Consider the following 23,645-nt stretch of genomic DNA (forward strand, 5'->3'; position numbering starts at 1 on the left):
TAATTTACCCTGTTGCCCAGCGCCAACCAACCGCTGATTTCACGCCGCTTCTGATGCAATAGTGAAAACGGCAATACGCCACACGCACGTTGCTGACGAAAACAGCCATTTGCAGTATACTCCCGCCCTAATTTCTTTAACTGGTGCGGGCAATTTTTGCTCGCTTCATCAATGTAAGGTATTCCGGTGAATATTCAGGCTCTTCTCTCAGAAAAAGTCCGTCAGGCCATGATTGCGGCAGGCGCGCCTGCGGATTGCGAACCGCAGGTTCGTCAGTCAGCAAAAGTTCAGTTCGGCGACTATCAGGCTAACGGCATGATGGCAGTTGCTAAAAAACTGGGTATGGCACCGCGACAATTAGCAGAGCAGGTGCTGACTCATCTGGATCTTAACGGTATCGCCAGCAAAGTTGAGATCGCCGGTCCAGGCTTTATCAACATTTTCCTTGATCCGGCATTCCTGGCTGAACATGTTCAGCAGGCGCTGGCGTCAGATCGTCTCGGTGTTGCTACGCCAGAAAAACAGACCATTGTGGTTGACTACTCCGCACCGAACGTGGCGAAAGAGATGCACGTCGGTCACCTGCGCTCTACCATTATTGGTGACGCAGCAGTGCGCACTCTGGAGTTCCTCGGTCACAAAGTGATTCGCGCGAACCACGTCGGCGACTGGGGTACTCAGTTCGGTATGCTGATTGCGTGGCTGGAAAAACAGCAGCAGGAAAACGCCGGTGAAATGGAACTGGCTGACCTTGAAGGTTTCTACCGCGATGCGAAAAAGCATTACGATGAAGATGAAGAGTTCGCCGAGCGCGCACGTAACTACGTGGTAAAACTGCAAAGCGGTGACGAATACTTCCGCGAGATGTGGCGCAAACTGGTCGACATCACCATGACGCAGAACCAGATCACCTACGATCGTCTGAACGTGACGTTGACCCGCGATGACGTCATGGGCGAAAGCCTCTACAACCCGATGCTGCCGGGTATCGTAGCGGACCTGAAAGCCAAAGGTCTGGCAGTAGAAAGCGAAGGCGCAACCGTCGTATTCCTTGATGAGTTCAAAAACAAGGAAGGCGAACCGATGGGCGTGATCATTCAGAAGAAAGATGGTGGCTATCTCTACACCACCACTGATATCGCCTGTGCGAAATATCGTTATGAAACACTGCATGCCGATCGCGTGCTGTATTACATCGACTCCCGTCAGCATCAACACCTGATGCAGGCATGGGCGATCGTCCGTAAAGCAGGCTATGTGCCGGAATCCGTACCGCTGGAACACCACATGTTCGGCATGATGCTGGGCAAAGACGGCAAACCGTTCAAAACCCGCGCGGGCGGTACGGTGAAACTGGCCGATCTGCTGGATGAAGCCCTGGAGCGTGCACGTCGTCTGGTGGCAGAAAAGAACCCGGATATGCCAGCTGACGAGCTGGAAAAACTGGCCAATGCGGTGGGTATTGGTGCGGTGAAATATGCGGATCTCTCCAAAAACCGTACTACTGATTATGTCTTCGACTGGGACAACATGCTGGCGTTTGAGGGTAATACCGCGCCATACATGCAGTATGCTTACACGCGTGTTTTGTCTGTGTTCCGTAAAGCAGAAATTAACGAAGAACAACTGGCTTCAGCTCCGGTAATCATCCGTGAAGATCGTGAAGCGCAACTGGCTGCTCGCCTGCTGCAGTTTGAAGAAACCCTCACCGTGGTTGCCCGTGAAGGCACGCCGCACGTGATGTGTGCTTACCTGTACGATCTGGCTGGTCTGTTCTCTGGCTTCTACGAGCACTGCCCGATCCTCAGCGCAGAAAACGAAGAAGTGCGTAACAGCCGTCTGAAACTGGCACAACTGACGGCGAAGACGCTGAAGCTGGGTCTGGATACGCTGGGTATTGAGACTGTAGAGCGTATGTAATCGCGTTATGTGTCAAAGGCCGATGTCGCAGTTACGGACATCGGCTTTTTTATCACCGCCGATAATTCACAATCACTTCATTACGTTGTACTTTCAGCGGCGGAATTAACCGCCCACCGCCAGGCACTTCCCAGATAAAGCGCAACGGTTCTGCCGCCGGTATACCGAAAAAGGCCACGTTGGTTCCACTCTGCCCCTCTAATTCGACACAACGAGATTGTGAGCATAAACGTACCCGCAGTCCCGCGGGGGTCGGACCGATAAGCTGATAACGCCACGCCACCAGCGTCATCAATCCTGAAGCAGGTTGTCGCGAAGAAAGAGGCGCTGACGACATCGACTCACCGCGATGATTTAGCGTAATTCCGACACTACTTGCCTGCCACATCCCCTCCCCGGCGGCTTGCGCCAGCAGCGGAAACAATAATATTGCTAATAAGGTTCTCATCATTTACCGCCAATTGTCGCCGTCATGCGGATATGTCGGTTATCAGATAGTTCAAGATTCGACAGCACCACTAACTGCGGCAAGCTGCGGCGCAGGAAGCGAGACAATAATGGTCGCAGCGCGTGGTTCACCAACAAAACTGGCGGTGCCCCCAACATCTCCTGACGAGATAGCGCTTCCTGAGTTTGCGCCAGTAAACGATCCGCCAGCCCCGGCTCCAGTCCGCCCCCGCCCTGCAACGCCTGTAGTAACAAACGTTCCAGCGGTGTATCGAGGCCAATAACATGGACTTCATCTTTGCCAGGAAACCACTGCTGGGTAATCGCCCGTCCCAACGCCACGCGCACGACGGCGGTTAATTCATGTGGATCGCTTTGGATGGGCGCATGCTCCGCCAGCGCTTCCAGAATGGTGCGCATATCGCGAATCGGCACTTTTTCATCGAGCAGATTTTGCAGCACTTTATGTAGCGTGGTGAGTGTGACGACGCCAGGAACGAGATCTTCCGTCAGCTTTGGCATCTCCTGGGCGACGCGATCCAGCAGTTGTTGCGCCTCCTGACGACCAAACAGCTCTGCGGCATGCTGGCTAATGAGGTGGTTAAGATGCGTTGCTACCACCGTGCTGGCCTCAACCACAGTGTACCCCTGAATCTGCGCCTGTTCTTTTAGCGCACTTTCAATCCAGATAGCATTCAGGCCAAATGCCGGATCGACGGTCGCTTCACCAGGTAACGTCCCGGCAGCGGTACCAGGGTTAATTGCCAGCCAGCGCCCCGGATAAGCATCGCCACTGCCAATCTCTACGCCTTTCATTAAAATACGATAGCGGGCAGGTTGCAGATCCATATTGTCGCGAATGTGCACCACTGGCGGCAGGAAGCCCATTTCCTGAGCAAATTTCTTACGAATACTACGAATACGGCCCAGCAACTCGCCATCTTGTTGGAAATCAACCATCGGGATCAGTCGATAGCCCACTTCCATTCCCAGAGAATCTTCCAGTTGCACATCGTTCCACGTCGCTTCGACAACGGCATTATTCTCTGCCATTTTTACCGGTTTTGGTTCGGCAGGCGCTTTTTGTTCGCGTCCGCGGATCCACCAGGCCAGCCCGAGCAATCCCGCCGTGAACAGCAAAAATACCAGGTTCGGCATTCCAGGCACCAGGCCGAGTAAACCGAGCACGGCGGCGCTTAACAACATAACGCTTGGGTTACTGAAAAGCTGATTCACCATCTGCTCGCCAACATCCTGATCGGTGCTGACACGCGTAACGATGACCCCCGCGGCGGTAGAAATCACCAGCGCCGGGATTTGTGCCACCAGACCGTCGCCAATGGTCAATAGCGTATAACTTTCCGCCGCGTGTCCCATGCTCATGCCATGTTGCAGCACACCGACCAGCAATCCGCCGACAACGTTAATGACCATGATGAGGATCCCGGCGATGGCATCACCACGAACAAACTTACTTGCCCCGTCCATTGAGCCGTAAAAGTCGGCTTCCTGAGTCACTTCGGAGCGGCGTTTTTTCGCCTCATCTTCACCAATCAATCCAGCGTTAAGGTCGGCGTCAATCGCCATCTGCTTACCCGGCATACCATCGAGAACAAAGCGCGCGCCCACTTCCGCGATACGCCCGGCACCTTTGGTGATAACCATAAAGTTGATGATCACGAGAATGACGAACACCACGATACCGATAGCGAAATTGCCACCAACGAGGAAGTGACCGAACGCTTCGACCACCTTCCCTGCCGCCGCCGCGCCGGTATGGCCTTCCATCAAAATGATACGGGTTGAAGCCACGTTAAGAGCCAGACGCAACAGCGTGGTGAACAGCAGGATTGTCGGAAAAGCGGCAAACTCGAGCGTACGCTGGGTAAACATCGCCACCAGCAACACCATAATCGACAACGCGATATTAAAGGTAAACAGCAGGTCGAGAATGAATGCAGGCAATGGCAGCACCATCATCGACAAAATCAGCAAGATCAAAATCGGTCCGGCAAGGATCTGCCATTGTGTCGATTTCAGGTTTGCAGGCAGGCGCAGCATCGCGGCCAGATTACTCATGGGTCGGTTTCTCGTTAATAAAATCCAGGGCTTCCGGCACCGGAAGATGAGTTGGTTGTACAGGGCGCTGTCCACCAGCCAGACGCCAACGTTTCAGTTGCCAGACCCAGGCCAGCACTTCCGCCACGGCGGCATATAGTTGACCAGGTATTTGTTGACCGATTTCAGCATGTCGATACAGCGCACGCGCCAGCGGCGGCGCTTCAAGCGTCGGGACGTTATTTTCAGCGCCAATTTCACGAATGCGCAGCGCGACCAGCCCTGCACCTTTAGCGACCACTTTAGGTGCGCTCATTTTGTTTTCGTCGTACTGCAAAGCCACTGAGTAGTGAGTTGGGTTATTGACGATAACGTCCGCTTTCGGCACATCGGCCATCATCCGCCGCCGCGCCGCAGCTCGCTGCATCTGACGAATTCGCCCTTTGACATGAGGGTCGCCTTCGCTTTGTTTGAACTCATCACGAATATCCTGCCGTGACATACGCAGCTTTTTCAGGTGGCTGAAGATTTGGAAAAAGACGTCAAATCCCACCATTGGAATGACACCAAGCACCACCAGCAGTGCGCATAGCCCTACCAGATCCATCGCATTACCCATGGCGGTAATCGGAGACTCGGCCATTAAGCGCATCATTTGCGGCCAGTGGTGCCAGAGATAAAACCCCGTCACACTGCCGACCAGGATGGATTTCAAAATCGCTTTCAGCAACTCCGCACCGGTTTGTGCCGAAAACATCCGTTTAATGCCCGGTAACGGGTTGAGTTTGGAAAACTTCGGCTGCAAGGATATGCCGCTAAATACCAGGCCACCCAGCATCACCGGAGAAATGAGCGCCACCAGCACCACGCCGCTAATCAGCGGCAGCAGCGCCAGCATGGCTTCTCTGATCAGCAGAATAATCTGCCCGAGGATCAGATTCGGGTCATTGATGATGCTGTGATCAAAATGCAATCCCGCGGAGAGCATGCCCGACAATCGACGAGCCAGCGACACACCGCCAAACCAGATAACACACACGCCCACTAACAAAATCAGCAGCGACGTTAATTCACGGGAACGCGGGATTTGCCCCTCTTCCCGCGCTTTTTCAAGTCGGTGAGGTGTGGGGGCTTCTGTTTTGTCGTCGCTCTCGTCAGACACGTCGCCAATCCTGGAAAGAGTAATAAACGTGAATGATGCCAGAGCGCAAAGCGTTCAATGGTTTGAGTAAGGGGTAAAAAAGGCGGGATTTAGGGCTTTTGCTGCCACACATCATGCATAGTGTGCGTTTGTCGGATGCGGCGTCATCCGACCGCCTGATGTGACGCGGCCGCGTCACATCAGGCAATACAAATCAGAATCCAAGGCTATCCAACAAATCGTCGACCTGGTCCTGACTGGCTACCACACCGGCTTTGCTGGTATCAACCTGCGGTCCATTCAGCAAACTCTGGCTTTCACGTTTCGGACGTGCATCCTGCTCTGGGATATTTTCCAGCAGCACCATTAGCAACTGGCGTTCAATCTCCTGAATGACATCCATCATTCGTTTAATGACCTGCCCGGTGAGGTCCTGAAAATCCTGCGCCATCATGATTTCCAGCAACTGCGCATTGGTAAAACCGGTATGCGTCGGCACATCCCCCAGAAATTGCCGTGTATCGGTCACCAGTTCGCGAGCGTCGGCAAGGTCAATGGGATCGGCAAACCAGTCATCCCAGCGTTGGGTTAACGCTTTTGCTGATTTTTCCATGTGATCCTGATGCGGTTGTGAGGCCTCAACACTATTCAGCGCCCGCTCCGCAGCCTGGGCAGTCATCTGCACAACGTAGTACAAACGATCGCGGGCATCGGGGATGGCTTCCGCCGCTTCTGCAATGGCCTGGTCCAGCCCCAGCTCCCGCAGACTATCGCGCAGCATACGCGTCAGGCTGCCGATGCGCGCAATGATATCGCCAGCAGAATTTTCATCAGCAGGTTTAATTGATGGTTGCATCATAGTCGCATCCTCACATGCCCAGTTTCTCAAAGATTTTGTTGAGTTTTTCCTCCAGCGTCGCGGCGGTAAATGGCTTAACCACGTAGCCACTGGCCCCCGCTTGTGCTGCGGCAATAATGTTTTCTTTCTTCGCTTCCGCAGTCACCATTAACACCGGCAAGGCTGACATCGCGCCATCAGCACGAATCGTTTTCAGCAATTCCAGGCCGTCCATGTTTGGCATGTTCCAGTCGGAGATAACAAAACCATATCCTCCCGCCTGCAACTTATTGAGAGCATCGGCGCCATCCTCCGCTTCCTCAACATTATTAAATCCAAGCTCTTTCAGCAGGTTACGCACGATGCGTCGCATGGTGGAAAAGTCATCCACAACCAAAAATTTAAGCTCTTTATCCGCCATCTCACACTCCTGATTTAAATACGTATCGCCTGTCCGGCACTGATTTTTGCCAGCATTTGCTGGCTTACCTGGCTAAGGTCGACCACTTCGCAGACGCCACCCATATTGATGGCCTCGCGCGGCATGCCGAACACCACGCTGCTTGCTTCATTTTGCGCAAGAGTCCATGCCCCCGCCTGACGCATTGCTAACATTCCCGCCGCGCCGTCGTTGCCCATGCCTGTCAGGATCACCCCAACCGCATTACGCCCCGCCTGTTTGGCCACCGAATGGAACAACACATCTACCGATGGCCGATGGCGATTAACCGCCGGACCATCGTGAATTTTGATTTGATAATTCGCGCCGCTACGCGCCAGTTCCATATGCCGATCACCCGGGGCGATATAGGCATGCCCCGGCAAGACGCGTTCTCCGTCCTCGGCTTCTTTCACGCCGATTTGGCACAGCTTATTAAGTCTGTCAGCAAAAGAGCGGGTAAAACCGGGCGGCATATGCTGGGTAATTAACAGTGCCGGGCTGGTAAGCGGCAACGGTTGCAGTACGTGACGAATCGCCTCAGTTCCCCCCGTTGAGGCGCCAATCGCAATCAGCTTTTCTGAGCTCAAGAGCGGTCCGGCCTTCAGCGTTGTCGGTGCCGATAACGGTTTATGCGCAGTAAGGCTTGCCCTTGCTGCTGTACGCACCTTTTCGGCAATCATTTCGCTATACGCCAGCATTCCTTCGCGGATCCCCAGTTGCGGTTTGGTGACAAAATCTATCGCCCCCAACTCCAGAGCACGCAGCGTGACTTCGGAACCTTTGCCAGTCAGAGAAGAAACCATCACTACTGGCATCGGTCGCAAACGCATTAATTTTTCGAGGAAATCCAGTCCATCCATACGCGGCATTTCGACATCCAGCGTCAGCACATCAGGGTTGAATTTCTTAATCAAATCACGCGCGACCAGCGGATCGGGAGCCGTCGCTACCATTTCCATGTCACTATGGCTATTGATGATTTCTGTCATTATCTGGCGCATCAGTGCCGAGTCATCGACCGACAACACCCTGATTTTGCTCATCGTTAATCCTTACTTAGCGCATACACCGTCTGTCCACGCAATGTGAAGCTGCGCTCAAGGTGGCTAAAGTTTTCAGAGTGACCCGCAAACAATATTCCGTCGGGCTTAAGCAGCGGTACAAAGCGGCGCAAAATCTCCTGCTGGGTCGTTTGATCGAAGTAGATCATGACGTTACGACAGAAGATCGCATCGAACGGCCCCGGCGCAGCGTACTGTTTTGCCAGCAAATTCAGCGGGGAAAAATCGATGTAGTTCGCCAGTGCCTGACGCACACGCACCAGCCCTTGATGCGGCCCTGTGCCGCGCATGAAGTAGCGCTGGAGTTGTTGCGGCGTCAGGTTTTTCAGCTCTTCATGGCGATAAATGCCGCTTCTGGCTTTCTCCAGCACTTCGGTGTCGATATCGCTGGCGAACACTTTCCAGCGTCCGGGCGCGGAGCCCAGCGTGTCCGCCAGTGTAATGGCAATGCTGTACGGTTCTTCACCTGTCGATGCCGCCGCACTCCATACGCGATATTCACCAGAGGCGTGGCGGGCGTGCTCCGCGAGCAATGGGAAATGATGCCCCTCGCGGAAAAATGCCGTCAGGTTTGTGGTCAGCGAATTAATAAACGCCTGCCACTCGCCGCTGTGCTGATTAGATTCCAGTAAATTCAGATAATGGCCGAAGTCTGCAAGCCCCAGCGAGCGCAAACGGCGCACCAGACGGTTGTAAACCATGTCGCGTTTGTGGTCCGCCAGGACTATCCCCGCACGTTGATAGATCAATTGACTTATCCGCCGAAAATGCGCGTCGGAAAGCGCCAGGCGCTCGGTCATCTGTAACAATAAAGACGTTTGCCCGCAGGGCAGAGATGATGTCATAGCGCCTTTCTCAGTCACTTCAGGATACCCCTGGCGCAGCCTGTAACTGCGCCAGTTGTGTTGTATAACGACCTATAAATAACGCCACCAGAGATGATAAGCGCGAGGTTCTGTTGCATCATCAGCCTCATCTGGCGGCGATGGTTCTTGAGCAAAAAACCATCAAAATGTTTCCCAGTTTGGATCTTGTTCAGTAATACGCAATCGCGGCTGTGCGGGTGGTTGTTCAGTACCAGGGCGGGATTGTGATTGTGGTTTATTCGTTTGCGAGCGGGCAGTCAGACGGAACGCGGAAACCGCTTGCGTTAAACGACTGGCCTGTTCTTCCAGCGCAGCTGCGGCGGCAGCTGATTCCTGCACCAGCGATGCGTTTTGTTGGGTGACGCGATCCATTTCCGACACTGCCAACGCCACTTGATCGATACCGCGACTCTGTTCGTCCGATGCCGAGGCAATCTCGCCCATAATGTCGGTAACACGGGTGACGGCATTGACAATATTAGTCATGGTTTCTCCGGCACTTTCTACCAGCACCGAACCGGTATCAACGCGGGAGGCGGAATCTTCAATCAGCGCTTTGATCTCTTTTGCCGCCTGGGCGCTGCGACTGGCGAGATTACGCACCTCGCCCGCCACCACGGCAAAACCACGCCCCTGCTCCCCTGCTCGGGCGGCTTCAACAGCCGCGTTCAGTGCCAGGATATTGGTCTGGAAAGCAATGCCATCAATAACGCTAATAATGTCGGCAATTTTCTGCGAACTGTCGGCAATTTCGTGCATGGTTTTCACCACACCGTCCACGACTTTGCCACCATGCTGAGCAGTATCGGAGGCACTTTGCGCCAGTTGCGAGGCTTGGCGGGCGTTATCGGCGTTCTGTTTCACTGTTGCTGTGAGCTGTTCCATGCTGGCGGCCGTTTCTTCCAGCGCCGATGCCTGCTGTTCAGTACGGGAGGAAAGATCGGTATTCCCCGCAGCAATCTCACGAGTACCAGCATAGATAGCGTCTGAACCTTCTCGCACATGGTTGACCGTGTCAGTCAGAGAGCGTTGCATATGTGAAACGCTCTGTGCCAGGTCGCCCATTTCACTGCGCCCGGCAATGCTGAGGGTATTCGCCAGATTGCCACCAGCAATTTCCCGGATGTGAGAAATGATCTTCGCTAACGGGTTAAGTAGCATGCGGCGGATGCCGTACCACGCCACCAGCAGAATCAATACCACCACCAGCGCGATAACCGCCAGTTGCCACTGGGCAAATCGGTAATCATCCGCGTTGTCAGTGACGATATCTTGATACCGTTTTTCACTACTGAGGGCGTACTGGGCAAAGGCTTCGCCCATCGCATTTTGCATTCCCTGGGTTGGCTGAGCGAAATAGGCTCCAGTATTGCCATAATCAAGATAATCAATCAGTTCTGTTAATGCTGTGTGATAGTTTTTATATTTTTCGTCGATATTACGACTGGTAGCGACCATTTCAGGTAACGGTGCCATGCTTTTGAATTTTTTATAATGGATTGCAGCCTGGACCAATGTTTTCCTGGCGCTATCAAGTAATTCAACTTTGGCGTTACTTTGTTGATTGGATGAATCCATCATCATCCGCACCGCTGAACGACTCAGATTAATGCGCGTTTGCAGCATTAAATCCCAGGTTGAGGTCAACTCGCTCTGTTGTTCCCGTAATTGATTGGAAACCACAAAACTTTTCTGGCTATGGTGAAGAGAAGAAAAAAACAGACTTCCGGAAATAAGCTGTAACAGTGCGAATACCCCCAGCACCATTACCAACAGCGTGACTACGCGGATACGGTTAATCATAAGGCACCTTCCTGAAAACAAGTTGATTCCGTTATCGGCAGGAAGGAGGGAAACTTTATTTCTGATGCCAGTCATGGCGAAATTAAAATGAAAAACCCGATCCGCAGGGTATCGGGCTCATTTCATTTGAGTACAGCGGGATAAATTATGCGACTTCTGATGCCGTGCTATCCAACAGAGCCATCTCTTCGCTATTCAGCAATTTTTCGATATTAACCAGAATTAGCATGCGATCGCCCAGTGCGCCCAGGCCGGTGAGGTATTCTGTGGAAAGCGTCACAGCAAATTCCGGTGCCGGGCGAATTTGTTCCGTCGTCAACGAAAGAACATCTGAAACGCCATCTACCACAATGCCGACCACCCGCTGCCCAAGATTCAGAACGATAACCACCGTGTTATCGTTGTACTCCACATCTACCTGGCTGAACTTAATACGCAAATCGATAATTGGCACAATCACGCCGCGCAGATTAGTGACGCCTTTGATAAACGCGGGTGTATTGGCAATCCGCGTAACCTGATCGTAGCCACGGATCTCCTGCACTTTCAGAATATCGATGCCGTACTCTTCGTCACCGAGGGTAAATACCAGAAACTCCTGGCCTGACGGTTCGCTGGCCAGCTTTGTTACATTTGTCATACCGGTCATATTTATTCCCTTTTTACTCAATCAGGCGGCGGTATTCGCCATACGTTGTTCGCGGTTTATCGCCTGCAAGGCGGAAACATCAATAATCAGTGCCACGCTGCCGTCGCCAAGAATGGTTGCAGCAGAAATGCCAGGGACTTTGCGATAGTTACTTTCAAGGTTTTTAACCACCACCTGATGTTGACCAATTAACTGATCCACCAGCAAGGCGTAGCGGCGACCGCCACTTTGCAGAATGACAACAATCCCCTCTGTAGCTTCGGTTTTCGCGCCTGCGACGTTGAACACTTTCCACAGTTCGACGATGGGCAGATATTCACCACGCACTTCCAGTACTCGCTCGCCGCCTGCCAGTGGATGGAGATCGGCTTCACGAGGTTGTAGTGACTCCATGACGGCGTTCAGCGGCAGAATGAAAACTTCGTCAGCAACGCGTACCGACATGCCATCGAGGATCGCCAGCGTTAGTGGCAGTAAAATGCGGATTGTGGTGCCAACGCCCTGCTTCGACTGGATTTCAACGTGGCCACCCATCTCCTGGATATTACGTTTAACGACATCCATGCCGACGCCGCGCCCGGAAACATCGGTGACCTGCTCCGCCGTGGAAAAACCAGGGGCGAATATCAACATCGCCACTTCGTCGTCAGTCATATTGTCGCTAACGCTCAGACCTTGTGAGACGGCTTTTGCCAGAATCCGCTCTCGATTAAGCCCCGCGCCATCGTCGGTCACTTCGATGCAGATGTTGCCGCCCTGATGTTCGGCAGACAGGATTAAATTTCCAACGCTATCTTTACCCACAGCGAGTCGTTTTTCTGGCAATTCAATACCATGGTCGAGGCTATTGCGTACCAGGTGGGTCAGAGGATCGATAATGCGTTCTATCAAACTCTTGTCGAGTTCGGTGGAACTGCCCACCAGCGTCAGCTCCACCTGTTTGCCAAGTTTACCCGCCAGGTCGCGCACCAGCCGGGGATAGCGACTAAAGACATATTCCATCGGCATCATGCGAATCGACATCACTGATTCCTGCAAATCGCGGGCGTTACGTTGTAACTGCCCCATGCTGGTAATCAAATCCCCATGATTCACCGGGTCCAGTTCACTGGAGCGCTGGGCCAGCATCGACTGAGTAATCACCAGTTCGCCAACGAGGTTAATCAGCTGATCAACCTTCTCAACCGCCACGCGGATACTGGTAGATTCACTACCGCGCGTCGGTTTTTCCCGTTCCACACGTTCTGCTGGCGCTTGTTCGGCTGCCAGTTTAAGTACCGGTGGCGGGGATATTTTTGGCGCGGATTCTACTGTTTCAAAGGCAATCTGATCGGCCTCAATCACAAAACAGAGCACCGCTTTAATATCATCTTCCGCGATGTCGCCCGGTAATATTGCCGAAAGAGAATCAGCGGCTTTCACCACATCAGTCAACGTTGTCAAATGACACAGCTCTTCTTCCAGGAGATCGACTTCTCCCGCTTTCAGACGCGAAAGTAGAATTCGTCGCGGCGACTCACTGTTACCCTGTTCATCTTGCGGTTCACTTTTGGCAACCACACTTAACCGGGCCATGGCGGGGGTCGATTCGCCTTTCGCTTCTATTGCCAGTTGACGTAAGGCCTGGCAGATATAGTCAAAACTGGCGGCATCCGGCTCTTGCGACTGTTTATAAGCGTCGAGCTGTTCCTGCATGATGTCCTTCGTTTCCAAAAACAGATTGATAATGTCGGTGTTAAGCAGCATTTCACCGCGTCTGGCTTCGTCGAGCAGGTTTTCCATCAGATGCGTGGTTTCCTGCAATACGCTAAAGCCAAAGGTTCCCGCCCCTCCTTTGATAGAGTGGGCCGCACGAAAGATGGCATTCAATTGTTCGGCATCTGGCGCTTCTGGCTGTAAATTCAGCAGATGCTGCTCCATATCGGCCAACAGTTCGTCCGCTTCATCAAAAAATGTCTGATAAAAATCGCTTATATCCATGCTCACGCTGTCACCTCGGTTCGGCTGATGGCATTGTGGAAACACTGACCTGCGGTGTTACCCCAGGTTTTTCCAGGACGCTTACTGGCTCATTCTGGCTTTCGGCGTTTTCATGCAAAATGGCCTGTTCGGCTTGTTTATTCAGTACCAACAGACTGATTCGACGATTAACGGCATCATCCGGGCCGCGATCGCTTAAGCGCATGGTCGCCGCCATGCCGACAACACGTAAAATTTTGCCATCAGCCAGACTTCCCACCATTAGCTCACGGCGCGACGCATTGGCGCGTTCAGTGGAAAGCTCCCAGTTGCTGTAACCTTTCTCACCATTGGCGTAAGGGAAATCATCGGTATGGCCTGAAAGGCTGATACGGTTAGGAATACCGTTCAGCACCGGCGCAATGGCGCGCAGAATGTCGCGCATATAGGGCTCGACATCAGCACTACCGGTTTTAAACATCGGGCGATTCTGGCTATCAATTATCTGGATACGTAAACCTTCCTGTACCAGATCGATTTTGAGATGTGGACGCATCGCCCGTAGTTTCGGGTCTGATTCAATAAGCTGGTCGAGATCGCCACGCAATTTCCGCAGCCGACTTTGCTCCATGCGTTTTTTAAGTTCTTCAATGTTCGGCTGCTTATTCACTTCTCCCTGGCTTTGGGTGAAATCATCACCGCCGCCGGGAATTGGGCTTTCACTATTAGAAATGCGATCGCCGCCCGTAACCGCTGTCGCCAGCGGCGTACGGAAGTATTCCGCAATCTGAATCAGCTCTTTTGGGCTGGAGATGGAGATAAGCCACATCACCAGAAAAAAAGCCATCATCGCGGTCATAAAGTCAGCATAAGCAATCTTCCACGAACCATGTGCTGCGCCGTGGGATTTCGCTTTGCGTCGTTTGACGACAATAATCGGGTGCGCTTGATTCTTCATGCTTCCTCGGTTGTCGTCTGCTGCTGCGGATTTTTCACCGCGCGCACATGCTCTTCCAGTTCAACAAACGACGGACGTTCACTGGAATAGAGCGTTTTGCGACCAAATTCAACGGCGATAGGCGGTGCGTAACCGTTCAGATTAGAAAGCAGTGTGACTTTGACGCACTGCATCATTTTGCTGGTTTCGGCGCTTTTCTGGCGCAAAACACTCGCCAACGGGGAAATAAATCCGTAAGCCAATAAGATACCGAGGAAAGTCCCCACCATCGCATGTGCAATGAGCGCCCCCAACTCGGCGGCAGGACGATCGGCTGATCCTAGTGCGTGCACCACCCCCATTACAGCCGCAACAATACCAAACGCAGGAAGAGAGTCTCCGACCAACGCCAGGCTGTTCGCCGGGACTTCCGCTTCGTTTTCGTGCGTTTCTATCTCTTCGTCCATCAGGGCTTCAATTTCGAAGGTATTCATGTGGCCGCTGATAATCAGGCGCAGATAATCGACGATAAAATCCAGCATAACGGCATCCGCGAGGATGCGCGGATAACTGGCGAAGATCTCGCTCTCTCGTGGATTTTCAATATCGCGTTCCAGTGAGAACATGCCCATTTGCCGCGATTTCGCCATCAGGCGGTAAAGCAGCGCCAACAAATCCATATACATTGCTTTGGTATATTTAGAGCGACGAAACAATAATGGCAGCGCCTTCAGCGTACCTTTGATTGCTTTGCCATTATTGCCGACGATAAACGACCCAATGCCTGCACCGGCAATAATCACCAGTTCAGCGGGTTGATAGAGTGCTCCAAGGCTTCCACCGGTCATCAAATAACCGCCGAAAACTGTACCGAGAACAACCAGGTAACCTAATAAGATAAGCACGACATCATCCTTCCACTGTTGACCATGACAGGATGTTCAGTCGGCAGACGTTACCTTACGGCTGGAGAAAAAAAAGCAGCGGCAATTGCTTACCGCTGCTGGAGTGTTTCGCCACACCGTATGAGTTAAACAGCCTGTATTCTCTGTTCATCCAGCAGTTGAGGGATAATATCGGCAGGGTTCTGAGAAAGTTTACGTCTTTTTACGGCGCGCGATGGCGGTTGACATAAGCTGCAGGCAAAACTGCCGACAGGTTGATGAGCATGGGTGATAAAATTACCGCCGCAGCAGTTGCAACTGGAAAGTTGTAGTAAATCACTTTCGACAAATCGCACCAGAGTCCAGGCGCGGGTTAGCGCCAGCAGTGGTCCGTTTTCGGCTTGTGGGCACTGTTCAAGGTATAAACGATAGGCTTTGATTACCGCATCAACGCCATTACATAGCCCGGTTTTCAGTAAAAACTGCCATGCATTACAGAACATCGACGCATGGACATTTTGTTCCCAGGTCATAAACCAGTCGGTGGAAAACGGCAACATACCTTTCGGCGGCGGGCTTCCGCGCAGCTCTTTATAGAGTTTGATCAGACGTCCGCGACTTAATTGTGTTTCGCTTTCCAGCATCTGCAAACGAGCACCGAGGGTTATCAACTCCATGGCGAGTTGAATATCACGGGCTTCCTGAACAATGCTTTTTTCACTCATGATCAGGCCCTTTTCTTACGTTGTACTTCTTCGGGCTGATTAACATCATTCAACAAACGCGTGGAGAGCATAATACCGGTATGAATTTGCTGGAGATCGTCAACACGGGAATCCTGCGTCAGTTGGTTAACAGTCTGGTGGCTGTCAAAGCGGAATTGACAAATCAGTTGATTGGTTTCGGCCAGTTTAACCATTTGTGGAAGAGTCAGCGTCGCCAGCGTTGTTGCCATTTCTTCATTAATACCGAGACGAAACATGGCGGACGCTTTGTCCTGAACGATCAGACGCTGTGCAAGAAGTAAATATGACAAATTGATGTCATAAATATGTTTCAGCAACTCGGAGGTATGCATTATTCCCACCCAGAAGAACTAACTTTATTTTTTATGCGGTATCACCGCACCCCGTGATGTCGCCGGGAAATCCCGGTAAAAAGTAAATAAAAATGGAATAGTAGCGATCAACGAAAAAACACACAGACATCATAAGAGGTGAAACACGTCTTACACAGAGTGATGCTTTTTACACTTATCTAAGATTTTTCCTAATTCGACGCAACTGTACTCGTCACCACTCATACATACAACGGAGCGGAGCTGCGATTTTCGACAATGTGTGACACGGATCACACAAAACACTCAATTACTTAACATTAATGTATAAGTCATACTTTTGTTTTGCGTATATTTCATTCTGTTAAAAAGTTTTTCAGCTTATCTGTCAGCAAAAATGATGAGAAGGGATAAAATTGAGATGTTGCGCACTGTTAATATAAATCACCGTGAATAACCATATCCCGGATATGGGATAAATATCTATGCTCTCTGTAAATCATTAAAAAAACAGTCAATTAAATAATAAGATTCCATTTAAGAAAAATTAAGGCAGCCATTAACACCAATGTTAACAAGATGTTTTGTTAATATTAACCATTTGTTTAATGAGAGAAATCAATTTATCCACTTCCTCATCATCCCCCGCATGACTACACAGTAACACTACGCAATTGATTAAATATATTTATTAATGACCATGCTAATATTTGCTTTTTTGACCAAGTTGTTATTGCATCTGTACCTCATTCAGGGTAAAGCTGTGATCTCACCTGAAGTTCATAGAATAAGGAGCAGGTTATGAGTTACGCCAATATTCTTGTTGCCGTTGCTGTCTCACCGGAAAGCCAGCAACTGTTAGCAAAAGCGGTATCTATCGCCCGTCCCGTGAATGGGCGTATCAGTTTAATCACCCTCGCGTCCGATCCAGAAATGTACAATCAATTAGCCGCGCCGATGCTTGAGGATTTACGCAGTGTGATGCATGAAGAAACACAAAACTTTCTGGACAAATTAATTCAGGATGCTGGATATCCCGTTGAAGAAAAGTTTATAGCTTACGGAGAGTTGAGCGAACATATTCTGGCGGTATGCCGTAAACATAAATTCGATTTGGTGATTTGTGGTAATCATAATCACAGTTTCTTTTCGCGAGCATCCTGCTCTGCGAAAAGTGTGATTGCTTCAAGTGAGGTTGATGTGCTGTTGGTTCCGCTTAAGGGAGATTAAGCGCAATTACGCCAGCTTTGGAAAGGTCGCAACTTTATCGCGCTGCTGGCTTTCCGCGCTGCGCGGAACTATCAGCTTTAGGTCGCTAATAAAGCACTCCTGCCAGTGGTTAATATCGTTTTTCACGATAATTTCCAACATTTCTGCATGACGGGAAATACGTTCTGCCAGCGACATAGTCAATGCCCGATTCAACGCCGCCGCGACTTCATCACGATCGTATGGGTTAACGATTAACGCTGACGTCAGTTCATTTGCCGCCCCCGCAAATTGTGAAAGCACCAGTACACCGGGATTGGCAGGATCCTGGGCGGCGACATATTCTTTCGCCACCAGATTCATCCCGTCACGCAGCGGCGTCACTAATCCGACATCGGAATAGCGGAAGATTTTCATCAGTAATTTACGGTCGAAATGCTGGTTCAGATAATAAAGCGGTGTCCAGCCTAATTGCCCATATTTTCCGTTAATTCTCCCGGCTTCATTTTCCAGCTGATGACGAATATCCTGATACGCCTGCACATCACCACGCGAGGTTGGCGCTATCTGGGTATAACGTATTTTGCCATGATGCTGCGGATATTTTTCCAGCAAGGCTTCATAGGCAAGAAAACGCTCAGGCAGACCTTTGGAATAATCCAGTCGTTCGACAGAAAAGATATTTTGTACGCTTTTCAGCTCCGCTTTTAATTGCGCCAGTTTGGCCGGCAGCGGTCCGGCAGCCTGTTTGGCTATTTCATCCGGTTCAATACCAATAGGGTAAACTTCGGTGCGAAATGCCTTGCCCCAGGCCGTATGATTGCGCGAACTTCGCGTCGCGACGCGCGTCAGGTTGGAAAGGCAATCCAGAAACGCCAGGCGATCGTTTTCTGTCTGAAACCCCAGCAAATCATAATCACAAAGCTGTTCAAGCAACGTGTTATAAGTCGGCAGCGCGTTGAAAATTTCCGGCGTCGGGAAAGGAATATGCAGGAAGAAACCAATACGATTATTCACGCCACGTTTACGGAGTTCATGCGCAAATGGCAACAGGTGATAATCGTGGATCCAAATAATGTCATCGTCTTCCAGCAACGGCAGTAATTTATCTGCCAGCAATGCATTCACGCGTAAATAACCTTCCCAGGCGGAACGCTGAAATTGCACCAGATCGAGTCGATAATGAAATGCGGGCCAGAGAACAGCATTGGAGAATTGGTTGTAGTATTCGTCGAGATCCTTTTCACTGAGGTTAAAAGAGGCCCAGGTGATATTTCCTTTTTTCACCTTTTTTAGCGGCTGATCTTCATTCCCTGTTTCGCCACTCCAGCCAAACCACAGTCCACCTGCGGCTTTCAGCGCCCCCAGTATACCGACAGCAAGGCCACCGGCACTGGCGGCGTGCTCGTCTGGTGGTGCAATCCGGTTAGATACTACGACTAAACGGCTCATAGTCATCACTCCTGTTATTGTCTCTTTTTAGTTGTTGTAATGCGTTGGTTATCATTTCAAGCCAGCGCCAGACATCCGGCACGCCCGCCAGCCGCCATGATGCCTGAGTTGCGCCTGTGCCAATTTTCACTGACATTCCGCCCAGCCTGTTAACGACCGAGAAGCCAGATTCATCGGTTAAGTCATCGCCTAAAAAAATAGGCTTGCGGCCAATAAAGGGAACTTCCTGCATAAATGCGGCAATCGCGTCCCCTTTGCTGGTGCCTCTCGGTTTTATCTCAACGACACACTTTCCCTGTTGTAACGCCATTTGCGGCCAAATCTGGGTAATGCGCTGCGCTAATGTCAATAAGGCGTCCTCATGCTGCGGTGCCTGACGATAATGCAGCGCAAACGCCATCCCTTTAGCCTCAATCTCCACACCGGGAAGCCTGGCGATAGCCGTATGCAGTTGAACGCTAATATCGCGGGCAATCGCTTCCGGCAAATGAACAATATGCGTTTTACCATTGATGTCACGGCGCTCCGCCCCATGCACACCCGCTAACGGGAAGCGATAAGGTTTCGCCAGTGCGTCAAGCTCTACCATTGAGCGCCCTGATATCAATGCCAATGCACCATCACTTGCGGTTGCCAGCAGCTGGAGTCCTTGCAGAATATTTTCAGGTACGACGACCTGATCGGGATGCGGTTTGATTTCCGCCAGCGTTCCATCGAGATCAAAAAACCAGGCATAATTCGCGGATAGTTCAGGGGGTTCGGTTAACGGTTCTGTCACCCGGTACTCCTCCTTATCTTTTTATTGTTCGCGCAGAACGCGCTTTACAGACATGTAAGTATAGACAGTGTGACGAGGCTCGCCATTGACAAAAAGAACAGCCAACCGTTGTGGCGGTTGGCTGTGGAGGATTTTGGAACTAAATAATTATCGTATAAAGCATCAAACAGTGCGTTTCGCTTTTTGCTTATAACGGTCGAAGATCACCGCAGCCAGCAGGATTAAGCCACGAACAACATACTGTGCGAACGGAGAAATATTAAGCAGGTTCATGGCGTTTTCCACGGTGCCTAAAATTAAGATACCCGCCACTACATATGAGATTTTTCCGATGCCGCCTTTCAGAGAAACGCCACCTAAAACGCAGGCAGAGATAACAATCAACTCATAACCAATAGACGTCATTGGCTGGCCGCTGGTCATACGAGAAGCCAGAATGATCCCGGCAATCGCCGATACCAGACCAGAGAGAACGAAGATAATAATTTTGGTTCGGACTACCGGTACACCCGCGAGACGTGCCGCCTCTTCGTTACCGCCAATTGCCAATGTATTACGACCAAACGTGGTTTTGTTCAGCAGCAAACCAAAGACGACCAGGCAAGCCACAGTGAGCCAGATTGGCGCAGGCAGGCCGAACCAGTTGGCATAACCGAGTGCAAAGAAGCTTTCATCTTCGATGCCCACCGCTTTACCGTCAGAGATAATATACGCCAGACCACGGACAATCTGCATCGTCGCCAGCGTGGTAATCAGGGCGTTGATTTTCAATTTAGCGATAACAAAGCCATTCACCAGGCCGCAGAGAACGCCCAGCAGTAGACCTGCCGCCACGCCAATCCACAAACTTTCGGTCAGGTTAATAACCACCGCAGTGGTTACGCCTGCGCAGGCAATCACCGAGGCAACAGAAAGGTCAAAGTCACCTGAGGCCAGGCAAAACAACATACCGCAAGCCACCATCCCCGACATGGAGATTGCCAGTCCCAGCCCTTTCATATTAATAAAGGTGGCAAAGTTCGGCACGAAGATGGCACAGGCGATAAAAAGCACTGCGAACACCACCAGCATACCGTACTGATCCCAGATACGCCCGAGGCTGAATGACGACTTAGGTGCGCCAGAACCCGATGTAGAAACAGAAGACATCTTATTCTCCTTACTCAGGCAACTGCCTGGCTGACTTTAGGCATAGCAAGGCTTAGTGCCTGACGCTCATCTGCCTGCTCGTGTAGCAATTCACCGGCGATTTCACCTTCCCGCATAACTACGATGCGGTCGGCGACACCAAGGACTTCGGGCAGGTCACTGGAGGCAAACAGTACCGCCACGCCCTGCGCGGCCAGCGCATAAATCACGTTATAAATTTCATGTTTAGCCCCCACATCGATGCCGCGCGTAGGTTCATCAAGCAAAATGACTTTCATCTCTTCGGATAACCAGCGCCCCAAAATGGCTTTTTGCTGATTACCGCCGGAAAGATTCATGATCAATTGCTCTGCACCTGGCGTTTTGATGTTGAGAGAACGAATATGGTGATCGGCATTATTGGCTTCCCAGCCGTTGTTGATCACGCACCCGCCGTGCACATGTTTGCGACGAGCGCTGATGTTGATATTGTCGCGCACCGAGTGCACTGGAATAATGCCCTCCGCTTTGCGATCTTCCGGGCAGAGCATCATGCCAGCGGCAATGGCGTGGCCCGGTTTACGGATATCGATCGGCTGTTGGTCGATATAAACCTGACCAGCGGTAATTTGCGTACCGCCAAACATGCCTTTCATTAATTCGCTGCGCCCTGCCCCCACCAGACCAAACAGACCGACGATTTCGCCACTGCGAACAGCCAGGCTTATTGGCGTACGCACGCCTGGTGCCTTTACCGCATCCAGACGCAAGCGCTCCTCGCCGTAGCTGCGCGGTTGCCAGCCGTAGATATCGCCGATGTCGCGACCAACCATTGCCTGCACCAGCGAGTCATGATCTACCTGCTGCATGTCGGTAAAGGTTTTGACGTAACGACCATCTTTAAAGACAGTGATGGCATCGCTGAGCGCAAAAATTTCTTCCATACGGTGAGAAACGTATAAGATCACCCGCCCCTCTTTTCGCAGTTCACGAATGACGCGAAACAGATTGTCTATTTCACGCGCGGATAAGGAGCTGGTTGGTTCATCAAAAGCGATAATTTTGGCGTTACGTGCCAAAGCTTTGGCAATTTCAACCATCTGCCATTGCCCGATGGAGAGGTATTTCAGCGGCGTATCCGGGTCAATATCCATACCCAGATGTTTGAGCTGTATCCCAGCTTCATAATTCAGCAGTGAACGATTCACGATACCGCCTTTATGAGGAAGCTGGCCGAGATAGATGTTTTCCGCGACGGTCATTTCCGGCACGAGATGCAGTTCCTGGTAAATAATCGCGACACCCGCATTCAGTGCTGCGGTGGTATCGGAAAAGGACATTTCCTGCCCATTAATCACTACAGAACCCGTGGTTGGCGCATAGTTTCCACTAAGGATTTTTAAAAGTGTTGATTTTCCGGCGCCATTTTCACCCATCAATGCATGAACCTGACCGGCATAACAGTCAAAACTGATATCCGTAAGCGCCTTGACGCCTGGAAAGGTTTTACCAATGCCGCGAAATGAGAGATACGGGGTAGACTGTTGCATAACGTCTCCGTGAATCACTGGTCGTTTTACACCCCCTCTGCATAACGCAGAGGGGAATTTTTCCGGCAGATTACTTACCGCCTAAACCTTTTTTCTCCAGTTCTTCTTTAAAGTTGTCACGCGTGATCAGCACCACGTCGGTAACTTCAGTGAATTTTGGCGGTTCAACGTCTTTTGCTACCCAGTTGTAAAGCATTTCGCTGGATTTATAGCCATGAACGTCCGGACTTGGCAGCAGTGAACCATAGAAACCCGTAGCCTGTGCCTTTGACAGTTCGCTCACCGCATCCACACCGTTAATACCGATACCGATAATATCAGCTGCTTTAAAGCCCTGACCTTCCGTCGCGCGAACGCCACCCAGCACGGTGCTGTCGTTCATACCGACGATCAACCAGTGTTTAACTTCAGGATGCTGAACCAGCATAGAGTTGGCGGCATCAAACGCCCCTGGAATGTCGTTAGATTTGGTAGGAACTTGATAAATTTGTTTTTCCGGGAATCCGGCGGCTTTCAGCGCATCCATAGAACCGGTGGTACGACGACGGGCGGTATCCAGTTCGTTGGCAGTAATCGCCATTACGGCGCTTTCTTTCACATCCCAGCCACGTTTCTGCATCTCTTTATACAGTTCCTGGCCCTGACGTTCGCCAATTTTCGTCGCCGCCATCATCACCAATGGAACGGTATCAACCGGCTTACCTTTGGCATTAACAAACTGATCATCCACGGCAATAACTTTCATATCGTAGCCACGCGCTTTCGCCACGATGGCTGCACCCAATTTCGGGTCCGGAGTACAGATAACAAAACCTTTCGCGCCACTGGCTGCCAGGCTATCAATAGCGTTCAGTGTTTTTTCGCCATCAGGTACGGCTATCTTAATAACTTCAAAGCCTAAATCTTTCCCGGCTTTATCGGCAAACTTCCATTCAGTCTGAAACCACGGTTCTTCTGGTTGCTTCACCAGGAAACCGAGTTTCAAATTTTCCGCCATAGCGGATTGTGACATAACGGCAGCCAGACCGATGGCTGCAAGAGCTTTAGTAAATTTGTGCATGGTTATCTCCAGCTTTAGCATCATTTTGTGTAGGGCAAAACCTAAGAACTTTTGTTAATTCAATCGGAAAACAAAGCATTACCTTTGGCGAAAAGATAAGTGACTGTGTTGGCATAGTTTTAGCGAGAAATTAATTCTCCATAGGAGAGCAATATCACACCGCAGAATTACAGTGAAAACGTGCATGAATTTAGCAATAAAAGACATACGGAAGACGTCAATTGTATGACAAATGAGAAATGACTTAGCAGATTAGTCCATAAGATTAGCCTGGAAATCCTTGTGGCATCATTTGATAGCTCTGGCGTGTCTTCTTTTTAATCTAATTTGCTCGGGCAAGAAGCTGCTCATTACAGCTGAATGGTGAATGATGTAAGAAGAATAAAAACTCCAGACAAAATTCCTT

The 23,645-nt window shown here is 50.9% G+C and carries 21 protein-coding genes; 2 read left to right on the top strand and 19 right to left on the bottom strand.

Annotation, left to right across the window (positions count from 1 at the left end):
- The first annotated feature begins 186 nt into the window (after positions 1–186).
- Positions 187–1,920, top strand: coding sequence for an arginine--tRNA ligase (argS, locus tag FFT88_RS10420; protein WP_135405161.1), 1,734 nt, complete (start codon positions 187–189; stop codon positions 1,918–1,920).
- Between the two features lie 52 nt (positions 1,921–1,972).
- On the opposite strand, the gene flhe is transcribed toward argS, so the two are convergent.
- From flhe to flhD, 14 genes are all read right to left on the bottom strand, one after another.
- Complete coding sequence (gene flhe / locus FFT88_RS10425; RefSeq protein ID WP_135405222.1) at positions 1,973–2,368, bottom strand: flagellar protein FlhE; 396 nt, start codon at positions 2,366–2,368, stop codon at positions 1,973–1,975.
- Positions 2,368–4,446, bottom strand: coding sequence for a flagellar biosynthesis protein FlhA (flhA, locus tag FFT88_RS10430; protein WP_130218682.1), 2,079 nt, complete (start codon positions 4,444–4,446; stop codon positions 2,368–2,370). Before flhA ends, flhe begins: the two co-directional genes overlap by 1 nt.
- The gene (gene flhB, locus FFT88_RS10435) at positions 4,439–5,587 is read right to left on the bottom strand and encodes a flagellar biosynthesis protein FlhB (RefSeq protein WP_135405158.1); all 1,149 of its coding nucleotides are present in this window, start codon (positions 5,585–5,587) and stop codon (positions 4,439–4,441) included. The genes flhA and flhB overlap by 8 nt, the downstream gene beginning before the upstream one ends.
- A gap of 193 nt (positions 5,588–5,780) precedes the next feature.
- Positions 5,781–6,425, bottom strand: coding sequence for a protein phosphatase CheZ (cheZ, locus tag FFT88_RS10440; RefSeq protein WP_135405156.1), 645 nt, complete (start codon positions 6,423–6,425; stop codon positions 5,781–5,783).
- Between the two features lie 10 nt (positions 6,426–6,435).
- Positions 6,436–6,825, bottom strand: a complete 390-nt coding sequence (gene cheY, locus FFT88_RS10445; protein WP_000763855.1) for a chemotaxis response regulator CheY — start codon at positions 6,823–6,825, stop codon at positions 6,436–6,438.
- A gap of 14 nt (positions 6,826–6,839) precedes the next feature.
- Positions 6,840–7,889: a protein-glutamate methylesterase/protein glutamine deamidase gene (gene cheB / locus FFT88_RS10450; RefSeq protein ID WP_135405153.1), complete on the bottom strand. Its 1,050-nt coding sequence runs from the start codon at positions 7,887–7,889 to the stop codon at positions 6,840–6,842.
- A 2-nt stretch (positions 7,890–7,891) separates the two neighbouring features.
- The gene (cheR, locus tag FFT88_RS10455; protein ID WP_135405151.1) at positions 7,892–8,752 is read right to left on the bottom strand and encodes a protein-glutamate O-methyltransferase CheR; all 861 of its coding nucleotides are present in this window, start codon (positions 8,750–8,752) and stop codon (positions 7,892–7,894) included.
- A gap of 162 nt (positions 8,753–8,914) precedes the next feature.
- Positions 8,915–10,576: a methyl-accepting chemotaxis protein II gene (tar, locus tag FFT88_RS10460; RefSeq protein WP_135405149.1), complete on the bottom strand. Its 1,662-nt coding sequence runs from the start codon at positions 10,574–10,576 to the stop codon at positions 8,915–8,917.
- Positions 10,577–10,721: 145 nt separating this feature from the next.
- A complete protein-coding gene (gene cheW, locus FFT88_RS10465; protein WP_130218676.1) occupies positions 10,722–11,225 on the bottom strand; it encodes a chemotaxis protein CheW in 504 nt (167 codons plus the stop codon).
- Between the two features lie 21 nt (positions 11,226–11,246).
- On the bottom strand, positions 11,247–13,211 hold the full coding sequence (gene cheA, locus FFT88_RS10470) for a chemotaxis protein CheA (protein ID WP_135405146.1): 1,965 nt from the start codon (positions 13,209–13,211) through the stop codon (positions 11,247–11,249).
- 4 nt (positions 13,212–13,215) lie between these two features.
- Positions 13,216–14,142, bottom strand: a complete 927-nt coding sequence (gene motB, locus FFT88_RS10475) for a flagellar motor protein MotB (RefSeq protein ID WP_130208525.1) — start codon at positions 14,140–14,142, stop codon at positions 13,216–13,218.
- A complete protein-coding gene (gene motA / locus FFT88_RS10480) occupies positions 14,139–15,026 on the bottom strand; it encodes a flagellar motor stator protein MotA (RefSeq protein ID WP_130208527.1) in 888 nt (295 codons plus the stop codon). Before motA ends, motB begins: the two co-directional genes overlap by 4 nt.
- Positions 15,027–15,151: 125 nt before the next feature.
- Positions 15,152–15,730 carry a flagellar transcriptional regulator FlhC gene (flhC, locus tag FFT88_RS10485; protein WP_064529301.1) on the bottom strand — a complete coding sequence of 193 codons (579 nt, stop codon included), beginning with the start codon at positions 15,728–15,730 and terminating at the stop codon, positions 15,152–15,154.
- Between the two features lie 2 nt (positions 15,731–15,732).
- Positions 15,733–16,083, bottom strand: coding sequence for a flagellar transcriptional regulator FlhD (flhD, locus tag FFT88_RS10490; RefSeq protein WP_130218670.1), 351 nt, complete (start codon positions 16,081–16,083; stop codon positions 15,733–15,735).
- 780 nt (positions 16,084–16,863) lie between these two features.
- On the opposite strand from flhD, the gene uspC reads away from it, so the two are divergent.
- Positions 16,864–17,292, top strand: a complete 429-nt coding sequence (uspC, locus tag FFT88_RS10495; protein WP_130208531.1) for a universal stress protein UspC — start codon at positions 16,864–16,866, stop codon at positions 17,290–17,292.
- Between the two features lie 6 nt (positions 17,293–17,298).
- Here uspC and otsA read toward each other — a convergent pair whose 3' ends face one another.
- From otsA to araF, 5 genes are all read right to left on the bottom strand, one after another.
- Entirely contained in the window at positions 17,299–18,723 is a 1,425-nt protein-coding gene (gene otsA / locus FFT88_RS10500) for an alpha,alpha-trehalose-phosphate synthase (RefSeq protein ID WP_135405144.1), read from the bottom strand.
- Positions 18,698–19,501, bottom strand: a complete 804-nt coding sequence (gene otsB / locus FFT88_RS10505; RefSeq protein ID WP_130218666.1) for a trehalose-phosphatase — start codon at positions 19,499–19,501, stop codon at positions 18,698–18,700. The genes otsA and otsB overlap by 26 nt, the downstream gene beginning before the upstream one ends.
- 162 nt (positions 19,502–19,663) lie before the next feature.
- On the bottom strand, positions 19,664–20,650 hold the full coding sequence (gene araH / locus FFT88_RS10510; protein WP_130208537.1) for an arabinose ABC transporter permease AraH: 987 nt from the start codon (positions 20,648–20,650) through the stop codon (positions 19,664–19,666).
- 14 nt (positions 20,651–20,664) lie between these two features.
- Positions 20,665–22,179, bottom strand: a complete 1,515-nt coding sequence (gene araG / locus FFT88_RS10515; protein WP_130218664.1) for an arabinose ABC transporter ATP-binding protein AraG — start codon at positions 22,177–22,179, stop codon at positions 20,665–20,667.
- A 70-nt stretch (positions 22,180–22,249) separates the two neighbouring features.
- Positions 22,250–23,239 carry an arabinose ABC transporter substrate-binding protein AraF gene (gene araF / locus FFT88_RS10520; protein ID WP_130208541.1) on the bottom strand — a complete coding sequence of 330 codons (990 nt, stop codon included), beginning with the start codon at positions 23,237–23,239 and terminating at the stop codon, positions 22,250–22,252.
- Positions 23,240–23,645 lie beyond the last annotated feature (406 nt).

The organism is Escherichia sp. E4930 (genome assembly GCF_005845405.1).
Taxonomy (GTDB): domain Bacteria; phylum Pseudomonadota; class Gammaproteobacteria; order Enterobacterales; family Enterobacteriaceae; genus Escherichia.